Genomic DNA, 19060 nt, shown 5'->3' with positions numbered 1-19060 from the left:
CTCCTAACCACCGGCGGGGTCGAAGAGCTCGACTCCCTCCTTGGCTAGAAGGGCTTTCGCAGCCGGAGCGATGTGCCGTGAATACTCGTCGGTGAGGTGGACCAAGTCGAACTTGGTCGGAATCCCTCCGGCGAATGCCGGGCACCTCGAACCGACGCAGACGAGCGGCCGAGGGTCGAACCAGACGCCATCCACTTCGGTGGCGAGCCTCATCTCACGCTGCCCTCGTTCCAGCCAATACGTTTGCACCTTGGTGACGCAGTCACGCGGGGACGTTCGCGGCGAGTAGCACTCACGCACATCTTTGTCCGACGGTGGGGGCGCGAACATCACGACCTTGCCGGCGTTCGGCGCCAGCTGATTCAGATACGATCGCATGCCCGCCTCGTACGCCTCCTCGGTGACGCGCTGACCGTCGATGTCGTTGTACGGGGTGTACGTGTTCGTGATCAGTAGAACATCCGGCTTGAGCGTCGCCATGTTCGCGATCGACTGAAGCTTGTGCGCCGGGCACGCCTTCTTGACCTCAGCAATGCTGTTCGACGTCTGGACGTCGACGAAAGGGCACCCGAACATGCCGAGGGATGTCACCTTCAGCTGCCCGTTCGACGAGTCCGCCAGCGCCCTCAGCATCGCCACGTACGCCATCGACGTGGAGTCGCCGACGATTGCGAGCGACGTTGGCGCGTCGGCCGCCCCCCATGTGCACCTGTCCATCCCCGGATAGGTGGGCTCACCGCATGCGGCAACCGCTGGGTCGTGCTTGTAGCCGCTGAGCACGCTGTCGATCGACGGTGCGAGTTCTGGCCACTGTTTCGCAGCCAACGCCTCTGTCAGTTCGGTCTGAACGGATTGAATCGCCGAATCGCCGTTCGGGGCGTTGGAGGTGCCGTCCGCGACAGGTGGTGTCCCTTCAGACGGGGTGTTCTGTGAGCCTCGGTCCACGATGAGACTTGCGGCGATCGCTCCCACCGCCACCGCCCCGGTGGCAGACACGGCAATAAGCCGAATCCGGGCCGTCTTGATCGCCGTCTTCCGTCGCTTCTTCTCCTGCGGCTCCAACCAGGACGAGCGACGCACGGGCTCCTCGATGAAGCGGTATGAAATTGCCGCGAGCAGGACCGAGAGCGCGATCGATTCGAGAGCCGGAATCGGTGTTCCGTAACTCGGTGTTCCACGAGCGAGCTCGATTACGAAGATGAGCGCTGGGAAGTGCCACAAGTAGAGCGAGTAGGAGATGTCGCCGATGTAGCCCAGGAACGGATTGGCCAGCGGATTGAGCCAAGCGACCTTCGGCTGCCAGGGAACGGCGATGAACATGGCAGTGCTCAGTACGGCCACGGCAGACCAGGGAGCCGGGAAGCCGTGGTCGGACGGCGTGATCGTGGCCGCCGCGATCATGCCGGCGATAGCCAGCACTGAGAGGACTGGCCGGAAGACTGAAGGAAGCCGGGAGAACCAGGGCATGCCCAGTGCCACGGTCGCTCCGACCGAGAGCTCCCAGAGCCGGGCCGGTGTGATGAAGTAGGCAGTGCCGATGTCCGCGTGCGTGAGCTGAAGGGAGAGAACGAACAATCCGACCGTGATCGCAAGTGTCGTCAGGGCCGCGAAAACGCGAGGGCGGCCGGTGCGACGGGCGAGCACGGCAATGAGCAGGATCGCCGCCGGCCACACCACGTAGTACTGCTCTTCGAGACTGAGCGACCAGTAGTGCTGAAGCGGCGACGTCTGAGTTCCCTGAGCGAAATAGTCGGTCGCCGCAGCCGCGAATCTCCAGTTCGAGACGAAGAACAACGATGCGACGGCGTCCCATAGCGTCGTGATGAACCGGCCGGAGCCGAACAGCCCCCACGCCGCAACGATCGTCGCTGTGAGGACTGCCACCGACGCGGGGATCAACCGTCGGATTCGGCGCCGGTAGAACGCGAGGAACCGGATACGACCGTGGCGTTCATACTCGCGATGGAGCACGGAGGTCATCAGAAAGCCCGAGATGACGAAGAAGATGTCGACCCCGACGAATCCCCCCGCCGGCCACTCGAACGCGTGATTCAGCACGACCAGTCCGACGGCCAGCGCCCGCAGTCCCTGCAGATCGAGTCGGATCGTGCTTCGCTGGGCTGGCGCCGGCTTGATCCCTGAGCGTGAAGAACGGTCTCGTCGACGCCCCTCCCCTGGCAGTGGGCGCGGAAGTGTCGCGGTCGTGTCGTTGCTGTCCATCAGATTCGGTTCCGGGCCGCTGGCGCAGTTCGCGCTGGCATGGCTGCTGGGGCTTGGTCTTCGGCCGGCTTCTCCGGAGCAGGGGGATCGCCGGCTCCAGCGGCACCCGTGAGGCTGACCCCCTTTGCGGCCAAGAGTTCTGCCATGCCGCCGGCGATATGCCGCGAATACTCCTCAGTGAGGTGCACTCGGTCGAATTTGACGGGGATGGCCGCCGAGAACGCTGGGCACGATCCGCTCACGCAGAAGAGGTCACGCGTGTCGATCCATACGGCGTTCGACACGGCCTGCGCCCACTTGGCCTCGGCTGCTGCTCGGAGCTTCCACTGCTTATCCACCCGCGAGACGCACTCCTGAGGACCGGTTCGCGGTGAGTAGCACTCCCGGATGTCTTTATCCCCGATGGGAGGAGCGACCAGAGCAATCGTGCCTACGCTCGGTGATATCTTCTGCAGGAAAGTGTCCAGGCCCTTTTCGTACTCGGCGAGCGTCACTGCACGACCGCCCGGGTAGTGAGACTCGGTGAGGTACGAGTTGGTGATGATCAGGACGTTCGGCTTCAGGTCGATGATGTTGTCGACCGCCTGCGCCTTTCGCCCGGGGCAGGCCTCCTGAAACGACGGAATCCCCATCGCCGTGGAGATATCCACGAACGGGCAGCTGTACATTCCCAGCGTCGTGACCTTCAGTTGCCCGTTCGACGAGTCGGCCAACGCGCGCAGGAGGGGGACGTACGCGACCGACGTGGAGTCGCCGACGATCGCTGCGGAATACGGTGCGTCCCGGTTTCCCCAGGTGCATTGGTCGACACCCGGGTAGACCTGATTGGAGCACGCGTTGGTGTCCTTGTCTCGCGTGTACTTGGCGATGATGTTGTCGATCGACGGGTCGGTCTCCGGCCATGATTTCTCCGCGAGCGCGGCCGTCAATTCTGTCTGAAGGCTCTTCAGCGCCTCCCCGTTGGCAAGGTCCGTCGCGCGTGGCGTCGACGCCGACGTCGTCGCCCCGTCGGTATCGCCGCCGCCCCGCGACTGCGTGTCCACGACGAAGGCAAGAGCAACCGCTGCAACCGTGATGACCGAGGCCGCTGCAAGTGCGAAGGTCTTCGCGGGCGATGCCCGAATGCGCCGTTTCCCGCTGGGTTCGAGCCAGCGCGAGCGTCGCACGGTCTCCTCGATGAAACGGAAGGAGAGCTCCGCAGCGAGCAACGTGATCGCGATCGACACCACGGCGGGGACCGCGGTCTTGTCGCCCGGAAGTCCCCGGAACACCTCCGTGATCACGATCAATGCCGGGAAATGCCACAGGTACAACGAGTAGGAGATGTCACCAAGGTGCGCGAGGATACGGTTGTCGAGCGGATTGAGCCACGATATCCGTGGCTGCCAGGGGAAGGCGATGAAGACCGCGGTGCTGAGCACGGCCACAAGCGCCCATGGAGCCGGGAAGCCTTTGCTTGACGGAGTGATGACCGCGGCGGCGATCATGCCCGCGAGCGAGAACAGCATGACCGCCGGCCGTAGAGCCGTGGGCAGCCGGCCGAAGAACGGCATGCAGAAGGCGACGGTGGCGCCGACAGAGAGCTCCCACAACCGGGCGGGAGTGATGAAGTACGCGGTGCCGATCTCAGCCTGCGTGAGTTGCAGCGAGACCAAGAACAGACCTGCGGTGATGATGAGACAGAGGAGTCCAGCCGTGACACGCGGGCGGCTGTTCTGCGCGACCAGCAGCGCGAGGACGAGAACCCCGAGCGGCCAGATCAGGTAGTACTGCTCCTCGAGGCTGAGTGACCAGTAGTGCTGCAGGGGAGACGTCTGAGCGCCCTGCGCGAAGTAGTCCGTCTGTCCGGCCGCGAATCGCCAGTTCGAGACGAAGAACAGCGACGCGACACCGTCCCACACGGTGGTCAGGAACCGGCCGGAACTGAACAGGAAATAGGCGCCGACGAGCGTGGCCACGATCACGGTCGCCGACGCCGGAACCAAGCGCCGGATGCGGCGTCGATAGAACGCGAAGAACCTGATCGTCCCCGACCGCTCGTACTCGCGGTACAGCAGCGATGTCATCAGGAATCCCGAGATGACGAAGAAGATGTCGACCCCGACGAACCCGCCCGCGGGCCATTCGAACGCGTGGTTCAGGATGACGAGGCCGACCGCAAGCGCGCGCAAGCCCTGCAGGTCGAGTCGTTTGACCGTGGGAGCGGTCGCGGTGCGGGTCGTCGCGGACGACCGGGAGCGGCGGCGGCCGGATTCGGCGCGCGTGAGTGTTGTGGTGTCAGGGTCCATGAACGGTGGGGCCTCAGCGGGTTGTGGGTGAACCTCATCACGCTAAAGGGACGATTCACCCCCTGAGAGACCTCACATCTGGGATATCCGCACCAGCACCCCGAACGCGAGGCGAGCTACTCACCCCGACGATCACCCGACCGAGCACCGGCGCGTGCTCGGCCAGGATCAGGACCTCAGGTCCCCAGCCCTCCCGGATGCGCCAACCGCCACCCGAACCCCGGGTCCGGCACATCCTTCGCCAGCGCCAAATCCACCGTCTTCGCCGCCCCGTTGACCGTGAACGTCACGCGCCCGACGACATCCCCCTTGAACCCGGACTGCAGTCGCTGCGTCGTCAGGTCCACGGTGATCGGCGTGTTCGACCACACGACGAAGCTCTGGCCCGAGGCCGCCACCACGGTGGAGCCCGCGCCCCATTTGGTCGTGTAGGAGCCGAAGACCTGCCCGGTCGTCGCCGCCGTCACCTCGTGGAAGCCCGCCTGCATGCTCGTCAGCAGACCACTCACCCCCGCCCACAGCGTGTCGTGGTCGGCCGCGCCGAGCACCACGCCGAGCACGCGCACCTTCTCTGTGCCGACCGGCACCTCGGCCGAGAACAGCAGGCAGAATCCCGCCTCGTCGGTGTTGCCGGTCTTGATGCCGTCCACGCCGTCGACGCCCAGCAGCGCGTTGGTGTTGTCCTGCGCACCGGCGCCGGGGAGTGTCGCCGACTTCTGCGAGACGATCGCGGAGAGCGCGGGCGAGGCGAGCACGAGCTTGCCGATCCCGATCAGATCTTTCGTGCTGCTCACGTTGCCGGGGTCGAGGCCGTCCGGGGTGACGACCTTGGTTCCGCTGAAGCCCTTCGACGCGAGCCAGCTGTTCGCCGCCTTGAGGTAGGCGGAGGTGGAGCCGAAGGCCCAGTTCGCCAGCGAGATGGCGTAGTTGTTGGCCGACGGGAGCAGCATCGCGGTGAGCGCCTGCTTCTCGGTCATCGAGGTGCCGGCCTTCACGGGAGCCCAGGAGCCGCCCGCGGCGATGACCTGGTTCCAGATGTCGACGTCCTTCTGCGTGAACGCGATGGTCGGGCCGTCCGCGTTGCCGTCCAGCGGCTTGGCCTGGAGGACGACGAGCGCAGTGATCGTCTTGGTCATGCTCGCGATCGGCATGCTCGCGTCGCTGCCGTGGTATTCGGTCGCGCCGGGATAATCCGGCGCCGTGATCGCGGCCGACCCGTAGCCGGGCCAGTTCAGCTGGGCCGCGGCCTGTGTGAGGGAGGTCTCGTGCTGGGTGACGGCGGCGGTGGCAGGGATCGGCGTGATGACCGAGCCGAAGACGTACAGCAGGGTGAGCAGCAGCACGCCGCCGACTCCGAAGACGACGATCCGGCGGCGGCGGTACACCTGCTTGCGGCTCTGACGGCGCGGCGGATCGGCGAGGACTTGCTGAGGCACCTTCGGAGTCTAGGGGGACGCGCTGAGGTGTCTGCTGAGAACGCGCCAGGGAGCGGCGCACCGGGGCTGCGGCGACGGAGGGCTCAGGAGACCCCGCGGCCGGGAAGGGACCGGACGACCCGATCCGCCACCTGGTCAGGGGTGAGCCCGCCGGTGTCGACGACCGCGCCCGCCTCGTGCAGCCAGGTGCGCGCGGCGGCCGCATACGGCTGGACGTACGCGTGCCGGAACGTCGACGGCCCGAGGTCCTCGTCGTTGTCGATCCTTCCGACCAGGACATCCTCGTCGGCATGCAGGACGACGTGCTGGACCGGAATCCTGTGGCCGGCGAGCCCCGCCTCGATCTCGCGCCAGTAGTCCTCGACCAGCACGGTCATGGGGACGATCAGCGTCCCGCCGACGTACTCGATCAGGCGCCGCGCGGTCTCCACGACCAGCGGACGCCACAGCGGCCAGTGCTGGAAGTTGTCCGTCGCAGGAAGGCCGGGCTTCACGTCCATCAGGACCTCGCCGACCTTCTCGGCATCGAAGATCCGGGAGTCCGGGATCCGCTGCTGCACGAGCACGCTCGTCGTCGTCTTCCCGACGCCATGCGTGCCGTTCAGCCAGACGATCATGCCTGCGACCGTACCCGCATCGCCCACAGCACCACCGCGCTCGCGGACGCGACGTTCAGCGAGTCCACCCCGTGCAGCATCGGGATGGTGACCACCTTGTCCGCGGAGGCCAGCGCCCGGCGGCTGAGCCCGTCACCCTCCGACCCGAACACGAGGGCGACGCGCTCGGGAGCGCGGGCGGCGTACTCGTCCAGGGAGACCGCGTGATCCGCGAGCGCCAGCGCCGCGAGCTCGAAGCCGGCCTCGTGCAGCAGCGGCGCGGCCTCGTCCCACTCGGGGATGCGCGTCCACGGCACCTGGAGGACCGTTCCCATGCTCACCCGCACGCTCCGCCGGTAGAGCGGGTCGGCGCAGCGCGGGCTGACCAGCACCGCGTCGGCGCCGAGGCCGGCGACGCTGCGGAAGATCGCACCGACGTTCGTGTGGTCCACGATGTCCTCGAGCACCACGACCCGCCTGGCCCCGGCGAGCAGCGTGCGCGGGTCTGGCATCTCCGGCCGGTGCATGGCCGCCAGCGCCCCGCGGTGGAGGTGGTAACCGGTGAGCTGCTCCAGCAGCGCGGACTCCCCCACGAACACCGGCACGTCGGGGTGGTCGGCCAGCAGCGGCGCCACATCGTCCAGCCACTGCTCCTGCAGCAGCACGGACCGCGGGCGGTGCCCGGCAGCGAGCGCGCGCGTGATGACTTTGGTCGACTCGGCGATGTAGAGGCCGCCCTCCGGCTCGCTCACGCGGCGCAGCGCGACGTCGGTCAGGCGGGAGTAGTCGGCGAGGCCGTCGGCGGTCAGGTCGGTCACGCGGTGGATGTTCACGCCTCCAGATTGCCAGTAGCCGGAAACAAACTCGAAAAGCGGCCGGTTTAGACTTCGGGGAGGATCGACCGGGAGGTGTCTGTGACCACGCTGACGACCGAGCTCTCACCCGAGCTCTCGCGCGGCATCGACGAGGTCGAGGGCCTGCTCGCCGGGCGGACCTTCGCGGTGCTGACCGGCGCCGGCGTGTCGACCGACTCGGGCATCCCGGACTACCGCGGCGAGGGCGCGCCGAAGCGCACGCCGATGACGTTCCAGCAGTTCCTCGCCGACGACCGGTACCGCAAGCGGTACTGGGCCGGCAGCCACGTCGGCTACCGCCGGTTCGCGGCGGCCCACCCGAACGACGGCCACCGCGCCCTCGCCGCGCTGGAGGCCGCGGGGGCGGCGAACGGCGTCATCACGCAGAACGTGGACGGCCTCCACAAGCAGGCGGGCAGCCGCCGCGTGGTCGACCTGCACGGTTCGATGGACCGCGTCGTCTGCCTGGTCTGCGGCCAGATCTTCGCCCGGGAGGCGATCACCGCCAGCATCGACGCGGCGAACCCGTGGCTGGAGACCGAGGGCGCCGTGGAGATCGCCCCGGATGGCGACGCGATCGTGGCCGATGTCGACTCCTTCGTCATCCCGGATTGCACGGTCTGCGGCGGCCACCTGAAGCCCGACGTGGTCTTCTTCGGGGAGTTCATCCCCGCCGAGAAGTACCGGGAGGCCAGCTCCCTGGTGCGCGGAGCCGACGCGCTCGTCATCGCGGGCTCGTCGCTCGTGGTCAACTCCGGCATTCGGCTCCTGGAGGAGGCGCGCCGCAAGCGCCTCCCGATCGTCATCGTCAACCGGGGCGAGACCAAGGGCGACGCGCGGGCCAGCGTTAAGCTGGACGGCGGGACCACGGAGACGCTGGTCGAGCTGGCGCGCCGGCTCGCCTGACCCGCCGCGCGTCCTCGACGAAAGGACGCGCGTGACCTTCATCTCCCTCGTTCGCCACGGCCAGACCGACTGGAACCTGGCCAAGCGCATCCAGGGCTCCAGCGACATCCCGCTCAACGGCACCGGCCGGGCACAGGCGGAGGCGACGGGACGCGCGCTGTCGGGAGGCCGGTTCGACGCCGTGTACGCGAGCCCGCTCAGCCGCGCTCTGGACACGGCGCGGATCATCGCCGGGCACCTGGGGCTCGGCGAGCCGGGCAGGCTGCCGGCGGTGGCCGAGCGGCAGTACGGCGAGGCGGAGGGGCTGACCGGCGCGGAGATCCTCGAGCGCTGGCCGGAGGGCACGCCCGTCCCCGGGCGCGAGACCCGCGAGGAGGTCGTCGAGCGCGCGCTCCCCGCCCTGATCGAGCTGGGCGACGCGCATCCGGGCCAGAACCTGATCGTGGTCAGCCACGGCGGGGTGATCGGCTCGCTGGTCAGGCATGTGACCGACCACGCGCTCCCCGGGCCGGGCGAGGTCATCCCGAACGGCTCGGTGCACCGCTTCCGGTACGACGACGGCCGGCTGACCCTCGACCGGTTCAACCTCGGTCCGGAGGACCGCGACCTCTACACGGCGTCGGTGCTCTGAGAGTTGGGGCTCTGAGAGTTGGGGCTCTGAGCCCTGCGGCCGCGCCGGGCGGCCCTGGTCGCCGTCGCGGTGAGCACCGTCAGCAGGTGGTCGGCCGACGCCGACCAGGTGAAGCGCCCGGCCTCGCGTTGCGACGCCGCCGACCGCTGCGCCCAGACACCCGCCTGCTCCAGGTGCCGCACCCGGGCGGCGAGAGCGTCGGCGTCGTCGGCCGGGAAGTACAGCGCCGACTCGCCGCCGATCTCGCGGAAGATCGGGATGTCGCTGACCACGACCGGCGTCCCGAGCGTCATCGACTCCACCAGCGGGATGCCGAAGCCCTCGTCGCGCGACGCCGTCACGAGCGCGGTCGCCCGCGCGAGCGTCTCGGCGTAGTCCTCGTCCGTCGCGCCGTCGTGGAAGACCAGCCGCGCCCCGGGGGCCAGCGCTGCGAGCCGGCCGCGCTCGGCCGGCGTGACCCGGCTCATCAGATGCAGCTGGTAGTCGGGGAGCTGCGCCGCCGCGCGCACGAGCGTGTCCACGTTCTTGTACGGCATGAACGAGCCCATGTAGACCAGCAGCTTCGCCTCCGGGGCGGTGCGCGCGAGCCGCTGCTCCGGGAGGGTGGGCATGTCCGCCGCGTTCGGCACGACGTAGACCGGGCGCTTGGTCAGGTGGTGCTCGGCGATGAGCTCCTTGGTCGTCTCCGACACGGTCACCACCGCGTCCGACCGGTTGAGCAGCATCCGCTGCGGCCACCACGCCAGGTGGTACAGCCGCCAGAGCACGCGCACGAACCCCGGGAGGTCGCGCGGCGGCGTCGGGTGCCGGTAGTAGATCAGGTCGTGCACGGTGAGGATCAGGCGGTAGCGCCGCCCGAAGCTGCCCATCGTCTGCATGGGCGTGAACACGACGTCGGGCTTCAGCTTGTTGACCCGGCGGGCGACCAGCGGCTCCAGCGCGGAGGTCGGCGCGGGGGCGAGCTCCCACGGGAGGTCGGGCAGCAGCTCGAGCTGGCGGTGGTCGTTGATCAGCATGGTGACGGCGTGGCGCTGGGCCAGCGCCCCGACGAGCCCCGCCGTGAAGCGGCTGATGCCGTCGTGCCTTCCGATGCGGGTGTAGCGGCAGTCGAAGACGATCCTCACGCGCTCTCTCCCTGCTTCGCTGCGGTGTCTCGTCCGGCCAGGCCGGCCAGGAACTCCTCGATCGCCCGGGCGGCCTCCACCGGCTTCTCGTAGTGGATGAGGTGCCCCACGTCCGCGATCTCCACGAGCCGCGCGTCCGGGAAAAGCCCGCGCAGCCGGCGTTCGGCGGCGATCGGCGTGATGTCGTCGTCCACCGCGGCGACGAGCAGCGTCGGCTCCGGGATGCGCGCCGCGTACTCGCTGACGTCGTGCGCGACCGAGGCGCGGAAGGCCTGCAGCACGACGCGCCGGTCGCTGAAGGCCGAGAAGTAGCTGTCGTGCTGGCCGTGGATCCACTGACGCAGCGAGCGGACACGCGTCTTCGCCATCGCGACGCTCATGACGCGCACGATGACCCGGTTGCGCAGCAGGGCGAAGCCGAGGCGCTCGGGCAGCGCCGCCGCAAGCCAGTAATAGAAGATCGCGAGCCGGGTGAGCACGCCGCGCGGCCCCGCGAGCGCGGGCTGGCCGATCGGATTGACCAGCACGACCGCGTCCGGACGCTCGCCCGCGTCCTCCGCTAGCGTCGCCGCGACCACGATCGAGCCGAACGAGTGCCCGAGCAGCACGACTCTCCCGCGCAGGCCGAGCCCGGCGGTGAACGCCCGCAGCCAGGCCGAGTAGCCGGGGATGTCGTGGTCCCGCTCCGTCAGCGGCGTCGACTCGCCGAAGCCGGGGAGGTCGGGCGAAATCAGCCGCAGGCCGCTGCCGAGCTGCGCGACCACAGGCTCGAGGCCGTGGTGGTCGCCGCGGAAGCCGTGCACCAGCACGAGCGTGGTGGCGGCGTCGGGGTCGCCGTAGTCCCAGTAGCGGGTCAGGCCGCCCAGCAGCGGGAGCTCGGCCCGGCGGACTGGGACGCGGCCCAGTGCCTCCGCGTACGGAGAGGCGGCGGCTCGGTACGGGGAGGCGGCGTACCGTGTCGAAGAGGTCATCTCGTCCAGTCTAGGCCGGGTCCCCTCGGGAACCCGGTGAATGCGGCTGGAGGACTGGACAGCCCACCGCCCGCAGGTCCTAGACTTCTCTGGATGTAATCGCTTGCATGACCCCACCGTGCACGACACCCGAGCTCGCTGCCCCGACGGCGTGGCAACTCGAGAAGGAGAACCGTGAGTTTCACCGCTCCCATCACGCTGCCCGGGCTCACCCTCGATCCGCAGTGGTACCGCCGTGCCGTGTTCTACGAGGTGATGGTCCGCTCGTTCGTCGACAGCAACGGCGACGGCTCCGGCGACATCTCGGGCCTGACCTCCAAGCTCGACTACCTGCAGTGGCTCGGCATCGACGCGCTCTGGCTGCCGCCGTTCTTCCAGTCGCCACTGCGCGACGGCGGCTACGACGTGTCCGACTTCAAGGCGATCCTGCCGGAGTTCGGCACGATCGAGGAATTCCGCGACCTGGTGACCAAGGCGCACGAGCGCAACATGCGCATCATCATCGACCTCCCGATGAACCACACCTCCGACCAGCACGAGTGGTTCCAGCAGTCCCGCAGCGACCAGGATGGCCCGTTCGGCGACTTCTACGTCTGGAACGACACCGACGACAAGTGGCCGGACATCCGCATCATCTTCGTGGACACCGAGGACTCCAACTGGGCGTTCGACGAAGCACGCAGGCAGTTCTACTTCCACCGGTTCTTCTCGCACCAGCCCGACCTCAACTTCGAGAACCCTGCGGTGCACGACGCCATGTTCGAGGTCGTCCGGTTCTGGCTCGACCTGGGCGTCGACGGCTTCCGCCTCGACGCGATCCCGTACCTGTACGAGTCGGACGAGGGCAACGGCGAGGGCGAGCCGCCCACCCACGAGTTCATCAAGAAGCTGCGGGTGATGGTCGATCGGGAGTACCCCGGCCGCATGATGATCGCCGAGGCGAACCAGTGGCCCCGCGAGGTCGCCGCCTTCTTCGGCTCGGACGACGAGCCCGAGTGCCACATGGCGTTCGACTTCCCGGTGATGCCCCGCATCTTCTACGCGCTGCGCAGCCAGCAGGCCTCCGAGCTGATCCGGGTGCTCTCCGAGACGACCGACGTCCCGGAGGGCTCGGCGTGGGGTGTCTTCCTGCGCAACCACGACGAGCTCACCCTGGAGATGGTCAGCGAGGAGTACCGCCAGGCGATGTACGGCTGGTACGCCTACGACCCGCGGATGCGCGCCAACATCGGCATCCGGCGGCGCCTGGCGCCGCTGCTCGACAACTCGCGCGCCGAGCTGGAGCTCGCCCACGCCCTGCTGTTCTCGCTGGAGGGCAGCCCGTTCCTCTACTACGGCGACGAGATCGGGATGGGCGACAACATCTGGCTGCCCGACCGGGACAGCTCGCGCACCCCGATGCAGTGGACGCCGGACCGCAACGCCGGCTTCTCCACCGCCGATCCCGGCAAGCTCTTCCTCCCGGTCGTGCAGTCGCTCGTCTACCACTACAACCAGGTGAACGTGGAGGCGCAGCTCGCCCAGTCGCGCTCGCTCCTGCACTGGATCCGCAACGTCATCCACGTCCGCAAGGCCCACCCGGTGTTCGGCCTCGGCGACATGCGCGTCCTGCCCACCGACCACGAGTCGGTGCTGGCGTTCGTGCGCACGTACGAGGGCAGCGGCACGCACTTCGGCGACCAGCCGGAGGACGTGCTGTGCGTGTTCTCGTTCGCGCACAACCCGGTGTCGGTGACGCTGGAGGCCCCCGAGTTCGCGGGCAGCGCGCTATACGACCTGTTCGGCGGAGCGGAGTTCCCGACCGTCGCGGAGGACGGCCGCTTCACGCTGACCCTCGGCACCCAGAACTTCTACTGGCTCCACATCGAACCGCCCCGGCCGTGACCGGTTCCGCGGCACGCCAGCCGCATTCCGCGGCACTGACGGAGGTCGTTCCTACGCTGGCTGCATGAGCAACTGGCATCACGAACTCGGCGTCTTCGATCTGGAGACCACGGGTGTGGATGTCGAGACCGCGCGGATCGTCACCGCCCACGTCGGACTGCTCGGCGAGAACGGCGAGGTCAAGCACGGCCGCTACTGGCTGCTGGACCCCGAGGTGGAGATCCCGGCGGAGGCCACGGCGGTGCACGGCATCAGCACCGAGCTCGCCCGCGAGAAGGGCATGGACGCCGGGGCGGGCGTTGAGGCGATCGTCGACCAGCTCCGCCGCCTGTTCGACCGCGGCATCCCGGTCGTCGCGTACAACGCACCCTACGACTTCACGCTGCTCGACCGGGAGGCCCGCCGCCACGGCATCGAGCCGCTGCACTCCCCCGGCCCCGTCATCGACCCGCTGGTGATCGACCGCGCCGTGGACCGCTTCCGGCCGGGCAAGCGCACGCTGACCGTCACGGCGACGCACTACGGCGTCGAGCTCCTGGCCGCGCACGACGCCGCCGCGGACGCCATCGCCGCAGGCCGCCTCGCTCAGGCGCTCGCGCAGCGGCACGTCGAGGAGCTCGCGGTCGGCGCGGTGGAGCTGCACAGCAAGCAGGTGGACTGGTGCCGCGAGCAGGCGGCTGATTTCCAGGAGTACATGCGGCGCGTGCGCGACCCGGAGTTCACGGCGTCGGGCGCGTGGCCGGTGCACGCCTGGCAGGCCTGACCGGTCTCACCCCGCGGGAGTCGTCACCCCGCAGGCCTCTTCACCCCGCAGGTTGGGGACTGGCCGGGCATCGCATCGGGTCGCTACTGTCTGAGACATGAGTGACTCCGACCAGAATCCGCAGCCCCTCCCGCCGCAGGAGCCGCAGCGTCCGCAGCCGCAGTACGGCGCGTACCAGCCGCCGGCCCAGCCCGGCTACAACACGATGTCGATCGTGGCGTTCATCCTCGCGTTCTTCGTGAGCATCGTGGGGATCATCCTGGGCTACGTCGCCCTCTCCCAGATCAAGCGCACCGGCGAGCAGGGCCGCGGCCTCGCCCTCGCGGCCATCATCATCGGCTTCGTCGAGGTGGCCCTCGCGATCTTCTTCTTCATCCTCTTCGCGGTCGTCCTGGGCGTCGCCGCCACCCACGGCTACAAGACCTACTGAGCCGTTCGACCACTGCAGAAGGCCCCCGTCGGAGGACGGGGGCCTTTCGCATGCTCAGGCGAACAGGTCGCCCCAGCGCACATCGCCGTGCAGGAAGACCACGCGAACGCCGTCGCCCTCCCAGAGGTCGATCCAACTGGGTGCGCCATACCCGCGCACGAACGCGGGTGCGTCCGCGTGCGCGGCCGCCGCAGCCTCGTCGGGTCCGGCCCACGAGATCGCACAACCGCTGTCGCCACCGCACCCGCAGCTCTCGAACGCGATCCCGGCTCCGTCACGGACCAGGACAGCGGCCTCGGCGGGTGCGAGCTCGGGGGTGGACCTGGTCATCCGACGACCCTGCAGATCATAGAGCGCGCCATCGCGCCCGATGCTGCCGAATCGCATGTCCTTCGCCGCACGGCTCTGCGCGCGGTCAGCCGCGGACAGTTTCACCTCTGCGACGATTTCCGCGAAGGTCGCGCTGCTCTTCCTGGCCACGGGCCGATCCTCTCACGTCACCGCCCCGCAGGAACACGAAAACGACCCCACCCTTCCCGGGCGGGGTCGTTCGCGTTGCGGCTTATTACTTGCCGAAGTTCTTGTAGCGCGTGTTGAACTTCTCGACGCGGCCGGCCGAGTCGAGGATGCGCTGCTTGCCCGTGTAGAACGGGTGCGACTCCGACGAGATCTCGACGTCGATGACCGGGTAGGTGTTGCCGTCCTCCCACTCGATGGTCTTGTCGCTGCTCACGGTGGAGCGGGTCAGGAAGGTCGCACCCGAGGCCAGGTCGCGGAAAACCACGGGGGCGTAGTCGGGGTGGATGCCAGTCTTCATGAGGACTTCCTTGTTGCGTAGTGTTCGGTCGGTCGTGTCCGCGCGCGAAAGCGCGGGGACGAGAAGCTTTTCGGTCCGCACCAGTCAGAGCCACCAGGATGGCGGATCATGCGGGGAACCAGCTATCGAGTTTAGCAGATACCTCAGTCGCTCGTCGCCTGACGCGCCCGGGCGGTGAAGCGTCCCTCGGTCTCGGTGAGCTCCACGTCCACCCCGAAGGTCTCGCTGAGCGACTCGCTCGTGAGCACCTCGGCGATCGGGCCGGCGGCGGTGACGCGGCCGTCCTTCAGGAGCAGCGCACGGTTGAAGGCGAGCGGGATCTCCTCGACGTGGTGGGTGACCATCACGATGGCCGGGGACTTCGGGTCGCTCGCGTACCCGCCGAGCAGCTGCACGAGCTCCTCGCGGCCGCCGAGGTCGAGGCTGGCGGCCGGCTCGTCGAGCAGGAGGATCTCCGGGTCGGTCATCACCGAGCGGGCGATCTGCACGCGCTTCTGCTCGCCGTCGCTGAGGCTGCCGAAGGTGCGCTCGGCGAGGTGGTCGAGGTGCCACTCGGAGAGCACGCGGCGGGCACGGCGCTCGTCGATGTCCTCGTACAGCTCGTTCCAGCGTCCGGTCACCGCATAGGCGGCCGTCATGACCACGTCGAGCACGCGCTCGGTGCGCGGGATGCGCCGGGCCAGCGCGGTGGAGGCGAAGCCGAGCAGCGGGCGCAGCTCGGACAGGTCGCTGTGGCCGACGGTCTCGCCGAGCACGACGGCCTCCCCCGACGACGGGTGGATGGCCGCGGCGGCGACCTGCAGCATCGTGGTCTTGCCGGCGCCGTTCGGGCCGAGGATGACCCACCGCTCGTCCGGCTCCACCGTCCAGTCGACGTTCTGGAGGACGGGGTTGCCGTCCCGGACTACGGACACGTCGTGAAGACGGAGAACACTGCCTGCCATGCGCTCTAGCCTACCGGCGTCAAGCGGAGGTCACGGACCGGTAGACGGCGCGGGTCTGCTCCGCGATCGCCGTCCAGCTGAACTCGGTCTCCGCTCGCGCGCGCCCCGCCTCGCCCATGCGGGCGGCCCGCTCGGGGTCGGAGGCGACCTCGGTCAGCGCTGCCGCGAGGTCGCGCACGAACGCCTCCGGATCGGTCGGCGTGCCCGTGCCGTCGTGGAGCTGATCGATCGGCACCAGCCGGCCCGTCACGCCGTCGACGATGACCTCGGGGATGCCGCCGGTGGCGGTGCCGACGACCGGGAGCCCGCACGCCATCGCCTCCAGGTTCACGATCCCGAGCGGCTCGTAGATCGATGGGCAGACGAAGACGGTGGAGGCGGTGAGCGCCGCGCGGAGATCGTCGTTCGGGAGCAGCCGGTCGATCCAGACGACGCCGTCACGCTCGGCCTGCAGCCCCTGCACCAGCCCGGTCACCTCGGCGAGGATCTCGGGGGTGTCCGGCGCGCCGGCGCACAGGATGACCTGCACCTCCGGCGGCAGCATCCTGGCCGCGCGCAGCAGGTACGGGAGGCCCTTCTGCCGGGTGATCCGCCCCACGAAGATGACCGCGGGACGGTCGGGGTCGATGCCGAGCGCGCGCGCCTTGCCGTCGTCGTGCAGCGGGGTCCAGCGCTCCAGGTCGATGCCGTTGTAGACGACGGTGACCTTCTGCGGGTCCAGCGCCGGGTAGGAGGCGAGGATGTCGCGGCGCATGCCGTCGCTCACCGCGATGACCATGTCGGTGGCCTCGAACGCGGTCTTCTCGATCCAGCTCGACACGCGGTAGCCGCCGCCGAGCTGCTCGGCCTTCCACGGCCGCAGCGGCTCCAGGCTGTGCGCGGTGACGACGTGCGGGACGCCGTGCAGCAGCTTGGCGAGGTGGCCGCCCGCGTTCGCGTACCAGGTGTGCGAGTGGACGACGTCCGCTCCGCCGCAGTCCTGCGCCATCTGGAGGTCGACGCCGAGCGTGGTGAGCGAGCCATTGGCCGCCGCCAGCTCCGCCGGGACGCGGTACGCGAACGTGTCCGCCTCGTCCCGCGGCTCGCCGAAGCAGCGCACGCGGACCTCCGTATCGGTCCTCAGCGCACGGACCAGCTCGGTCACATGCACCCCGGCGCCGCCGTAGATGTCCGGCGGGTACTCCTTGGTCAGAAGATCAACGCGCATGACCTGAACGCTAGTACAGCCCCCCGGTTGCCTCTACTGTGGTGCCTATGGCAGCAGGCAAGAAGATCTTCGGCATCGTGCTCGCAGGCGGCGAAGGGAAACGGCTGATGCCGTTGACCGCCGACCGCGCCAAGCCCGCGGTGCCGTTCGGCGGACAATACCGGCTCATCGACTTCGCGCTGTCCAACCTGATCAACTCCCAGCTCCGCCAGATCGTCGTGCTGACGCAGTACAAGTCGCACAGCCTCGACCGGCACGTCTCGCAGACCTGGCGGCTGGACGGGATGCTCAACTCCTACATCGCGTCGGTGCCGGCCCAGCAGCGACTCGGCAAGCGCTGGTTCAGCGGGTCGGCCGACGCCATCCTGCAGAGCCTCAACCTGCTGCGCGACGAGCGGCCGGACATCGTGGTCGTGGTCGGCGCCGACCACGTCTACCGCATGGACTTCAACCAGATGCTGCAGGCCCACATCGACTCCGGCGCCCCCGCGACGGTCGCGGCGATCCGCCAGCCGATCGCGCTCGCCGACCAGTTCGGCGTGATCGAGGTCGACGCGGACAAGCCGGACCGGATCGCGGCGTTCCGCGAGAAGCCGAAGGACCCGGTGGGCCTGCCGGACTCGCCCGACGAGGTGCTCGCCTCGATGGGCAACTACGTCTTCGATGCGGACGCTCTCATCGACGCGGTGATCCGCGACGGCGACCGGCCCGACTCCAACCACGACATGGGCGGGGACATCATCCCGGACTTCGTGTCGCGGAACGAGGCGGCCGTGTACGACTTCAACAACAACGACGTGCCGGGTTCGACGGACCGCGACCGCTACTACTGGCGCGACGTGGGGACGATCGACTCGTTCTTCGAGGCCCACCAGGACCTCATCTCGGCGCTGCCGGTGTTCAACCTCTACAACGCGGAGTGGCCGATCTTCAGCCAGGTGCTCAACTCGCCGCCGGCGAAGATCGTCCGCGACGGCCGCGGCGCGCTCGGCACCACGATCGACTCGATCGTCTCGCTCGGCTCAGTCATCTCCGGGGCGCACCTGGAGCGCAGCGTGCTCGGCCCCTGGGCCACCGTCGCCTCCGGGGCCAAGGTGATCGACTCCGTGGTGTTCGACCGCGCCCTGATCGAGCCGAACGCGTTCGTCGGCCGGGCCATCCTCGACAAGGACGTGGTCGTGGCGGAGGGAGCGCGCATCGGCGTCGACCCGGAGCGCGACCGCGCGCGCGGCTTCACGGTCACCGAGTCGGGCATCACCGTCGTCGGCAAGGGAGTGCACGTCGTCCCATGACGCACGGTCATCCATACGACGGCACCCGCCCCTCCGAGCGTGCCGCCCGCTTCCTCGTGGTCCTCGACGCCGACTCCACGCTGATCCATGACGAGGTGATCGAACTGCTCGCCGAGGAGGCCGGCTCGCGCAGCGAGGTCGCCGACATCACCGAGCGCGCCATGCGCGGAGAGCTCGACTTCGAGGAGAGCCTGCGCGAGCGGGTCCGGACGCTGGAGGGCCTCCCGGTCTCGGTCTTCGAGCGCGTCGGGGAGCGCATCCGCGTCACCGATGGCGTGCCGGAGCTCATCGCCGGTGTGCAGGCCGCGGGCGGCGAGGTCGGCGTGGTCTCCGGCGGCTTCCACGAGCTGCTCGACCCGCTCGGTGAGCGGCTCGGGCTCGATCACTGGCGGGCCAACCGGCTCGCGGTCGCCGACGGCCTGCTGACCGGCGAGGTGGACGGCCCAGTTGTCGACGCCGCGGCGAAGGCTCAGGCGCTGCTGTTCTGGGCCGCGGAGTCCGGCGTGCATCTGCGGCAGACCGTCGCGATCGGCGACGGCGCCAACGACCTGCGGATGATGGCGGAGGCCGGGCTCGCGGTCGCCTTCAATGCGAAGCCGCGAGTGCGCCAGGAGGCCGACCTCGTGATCGACCGGCAGGACCTCGCGCAGGTCCTCCCCCTCCTCGGCCTCCGCGGCTGAGCCCTGTCACCACGCGC

General features: G+C 68.9%; 18 protein-coding genes. 7 read left to right on the top strand and 11 right to left on the bottom strand.

Going from position 1 to position 19060, the window contains the following annotated elements:
* Positions 1–3: 3 nt before the first annotated feature.
* From ACFRFH_RS10430 to ACFRFH_RS10410, 5 genes are all read right to left on the bottom strand, one after another.
* Positions 4–2220, bottom strand: a complete 2217-nt coding sequence (locus tag ACFRFH_RS10430) for an acyltransferase family protein (RefSeq protein WP_382462941.1) — start codon at positions 2218–2220, stop codon at positions 4–6.
* Positions 2220–4508, bottom strand: coding sequence for an acyltransferase family protein (locus ACFRFH_RS10425; protein WP_382462940.1), 2289 nt, complete (start codon positions 4506–4508; stop codon positions 2220–2222). The genes ACFRFH_RS10430 and ACFRFH_RS10425 overlap by 1 nt, the downstream gene beginning before the upstream one ends.
* 176 nt (positions 4509–4684) lie before the next feature.
* Entirely contained in the window at positions 4685–5944 is a 1260-nt protein-coding gene (locus ACFRFH_RS10420) for a D-alanyl-D-alanine carboxypeptidase family protein (RefSeq protein ID WP_382462939.1), read from the bottom strand.
* Between the two features lie 83 nt (positions 5945–6027).
* Positions 6028–6561, bottom strand: coding sequence for an ATP-binding protein (locus ACFRFH_RS10415; RefSeq protein ID WP_382462938.1), 534 nt, complete (start codon positions 6559–6561; stop codon positions 6028–6030).
* Positions 6558–7373, bottom strand: a complete 816-nt coding sequence (locus tag ACFRFH_RS10410) for a TrmH family RNA methyltransferase (RefSeq protein ID WP_382462937.1) — start codon at positions 7371–7373, stop codon at positions 6558–6560. Before ACFRFH_RS10410 ends, ACFRFH_RS10415 begins: the two co-directional genes overlap by 4 nt.
* Before the next feature lie 81 nt (positions 7374–7454).
* Here ACFRFH_RS10410 and ACFRFH_RS10405 point away from each other — a divergent pair, with 81 nt between their 5' ends.
* Together ACFRFH_RS10405 and ACFRFH_RS10400 are read left to right on the top strand one after the other, a co-directional pair.
* On the top strand, positions 7455–8300 hold the full coding sequence (locus ACFRFH_RS10405; protein ID WP_382462936.1) for a Sir2 family NAD-dependent protein deacetylase: 846 nt from the start codon (positions 7455–7457) through the stop codon (positions 8298–8300).
* Between the two features lie 31 nt (positions 8301–8331).
* Positions 8332–8931 (top strand): histidine phosphatase family protein, encoded by a 600-nt coding sequence (locus tag ACFRFH_RS10400; RefSeq protein ID WP_382462935.1) that lies wholly within the window; start codon positions 8332–8334, stop codon positions 8929–8931.
* Here ACFRFH_RS10400 and ACFRFH_RS10395 read toward each other — a convergent pair.
* Together ACFRFH_RS10395 and ACFRFH_RS10390 are read right to left on the bottom strand one after the other, a co-directional pair.
* Complete coding sequence (locus ACFRFH_RS10395) at positions 8910–10055, bottom strand: glycosyltransferase family 4 protein (protein WP_382462934.1); 1146 nt, start codon at positions 10053–10055, stop codon at positions 8910–8912. The two genes, ACFRFH_RS10400 and ACFRFH_RS10395, sit on opposite strands and share 22 nt — an antisense overlap.
* Complete coding sequence (locus ACFRFH_RS10390) at positions 10052–11026, bottom strand: alpha/beta fold hydrolase (protein ID WP_382462933.1); 975 nt, start codon at positions 11024–11026, stop codon at positions 10052–10054. The genes ACFRFH_RS10395 and ACFRFH_RS10390 overlap by 4 nt, the downstream gene beginning before the upstream one ends.
* 174 nt (positions 11027–11200) lie before the next feature.
* Between ACFRFH_RS10390 and treS the strand changes: the two genes are divergently transcribed.
* The 3 genes from treS (at position 11201) to ACFRFH_RS10375 (ending at position 14103) form a co-directional block, all read left to right on the top strand.
* A complete protein-coding gene (gene treS / locus ACFRFH_RS10385; protein WP_382462932.1) occupies positions 11201–12910 on the top strand; it encodes a maltose alpha-D-glucosyltransferase in 1710 nt (569 codons plus the stop codon).
* A gap of 64 nt (positions 12911–12974) precedes the next feature.
* On the top strand, positions 12975–13673 hold the full coding sequence (locus ACFRFH_RS10380; protein WP_382462931.1) for a 3'-5' exonuclease: 699 nt from the start codon (positions 12975–12977) through the stop codon (positions 13671–13673).
* A 97-nt stretch (positions 13674–13770) separates the two neighbouring features.
* A complete protein-coding gene (locus ACFRFH_RS10375) occupies positions 13771–14103 on the top strand; it encodes a DUF4190 domain-containing protein (protein ID WP_382462930.1) in 333 nt (110 codons plus the stop codon).
* A 54-nt stretch (positions 14104–14157) separates the two neighbouring features.
* Here ACFRFH_RS10375 and ACFRFH_RS10370 read toward each other — a convergent pair whose 3' ends face one another.
* The 4 genes from ACFRFH_RS10370 to glgA form a co-directional block, all read right to left on the bottom strand.
* Positions 14158–14433, bottom strand: coding sequence for a hypothetical protein (locus ACFRFH_RS10370; RefSeq protein WP_382462929.1), 276 nt, complete (start codon positions 14431–14433; stop codon positions 14158–14160).
* 235 nt (positions 14434–14668) lie between these two features.
* On the bottom strand, positions 14669–14920 hold the full coding sequence (locus ACFRFH_RS10365) for a type B 50S ribosomal protein L31 (protein ID WP_090038270.1): 252 nt from the start codon (positions 14918–14920) through the stop codon (positions 14669–14671).
* Positions 14921–15063: 143 nt separating this feature from the next.
* Entirely contained in the window at positions 15064–15864 is an 801-nt protein-coding gene (locus ACFRFH_RS10360) for an ABC transporter ATP-binding protein (protein WP_370053576.1), read from the bottom strand.
* 19 nt (positions 15865–15883) lie between these two features.
* Positions 15884–17071 carry a glycogen synthase gene (gene glgA / locus ACFRFH_RS10355; RefSeq protein ID WP_382462928.1) on the bottom strand — a complete coding sequence of 396 codons (1188 nt, stop codon included), beginning with the start codon at positions 17069–17071 and terminating at the stop codon, positions 15884–15886.
* A 47-nt stretch (positions 17072–17118) separates the two neighbouring features.
* On the opposite strand from glgA, the gene glgC reads away from it, so the two are divergent.
* Together glgC and serB are read left to right on the top strand one after the other, a co-directional pair.
* A complete protein-coding gene (glgC, locus tag ACFRFH_RS10350) occupies positions 17119–18363 on the top strand; it encodes a glucose-1-phosphate adenylyltransferase (RefSeq protein ID WP_382462927.1) in 1245 nt (414 codons plus the stop codon).
* On the top strand, positions 18360–19043 hold the full coding sequence (serB, locus tag ACFRFH_RS10345; protein WP_382462926.1) for a phosphoserine phosphatase SerB: 684 nt from the start codon (positions 18360–18362) through the stop codon (positions 19041–19043). The genes glgC and serB overlap by 4 nt, the downstream gene beginning before the upstream one ends.
* Positions 19044–19060: the final 17 nt, after the last annotated feature.

The sequence above is a fragment of the Leifsonia sp. NPDC056824 genome (assembly GCF_042789575.1).
Lineage (GTDB): Bacteria > Actinomycetota > Actinomycetes > Actinomycetales > Microbacteriaceae > Leifsonia.
This window is presented reverse-complemented; position numbering and strand designations above follow the sequence as displayed.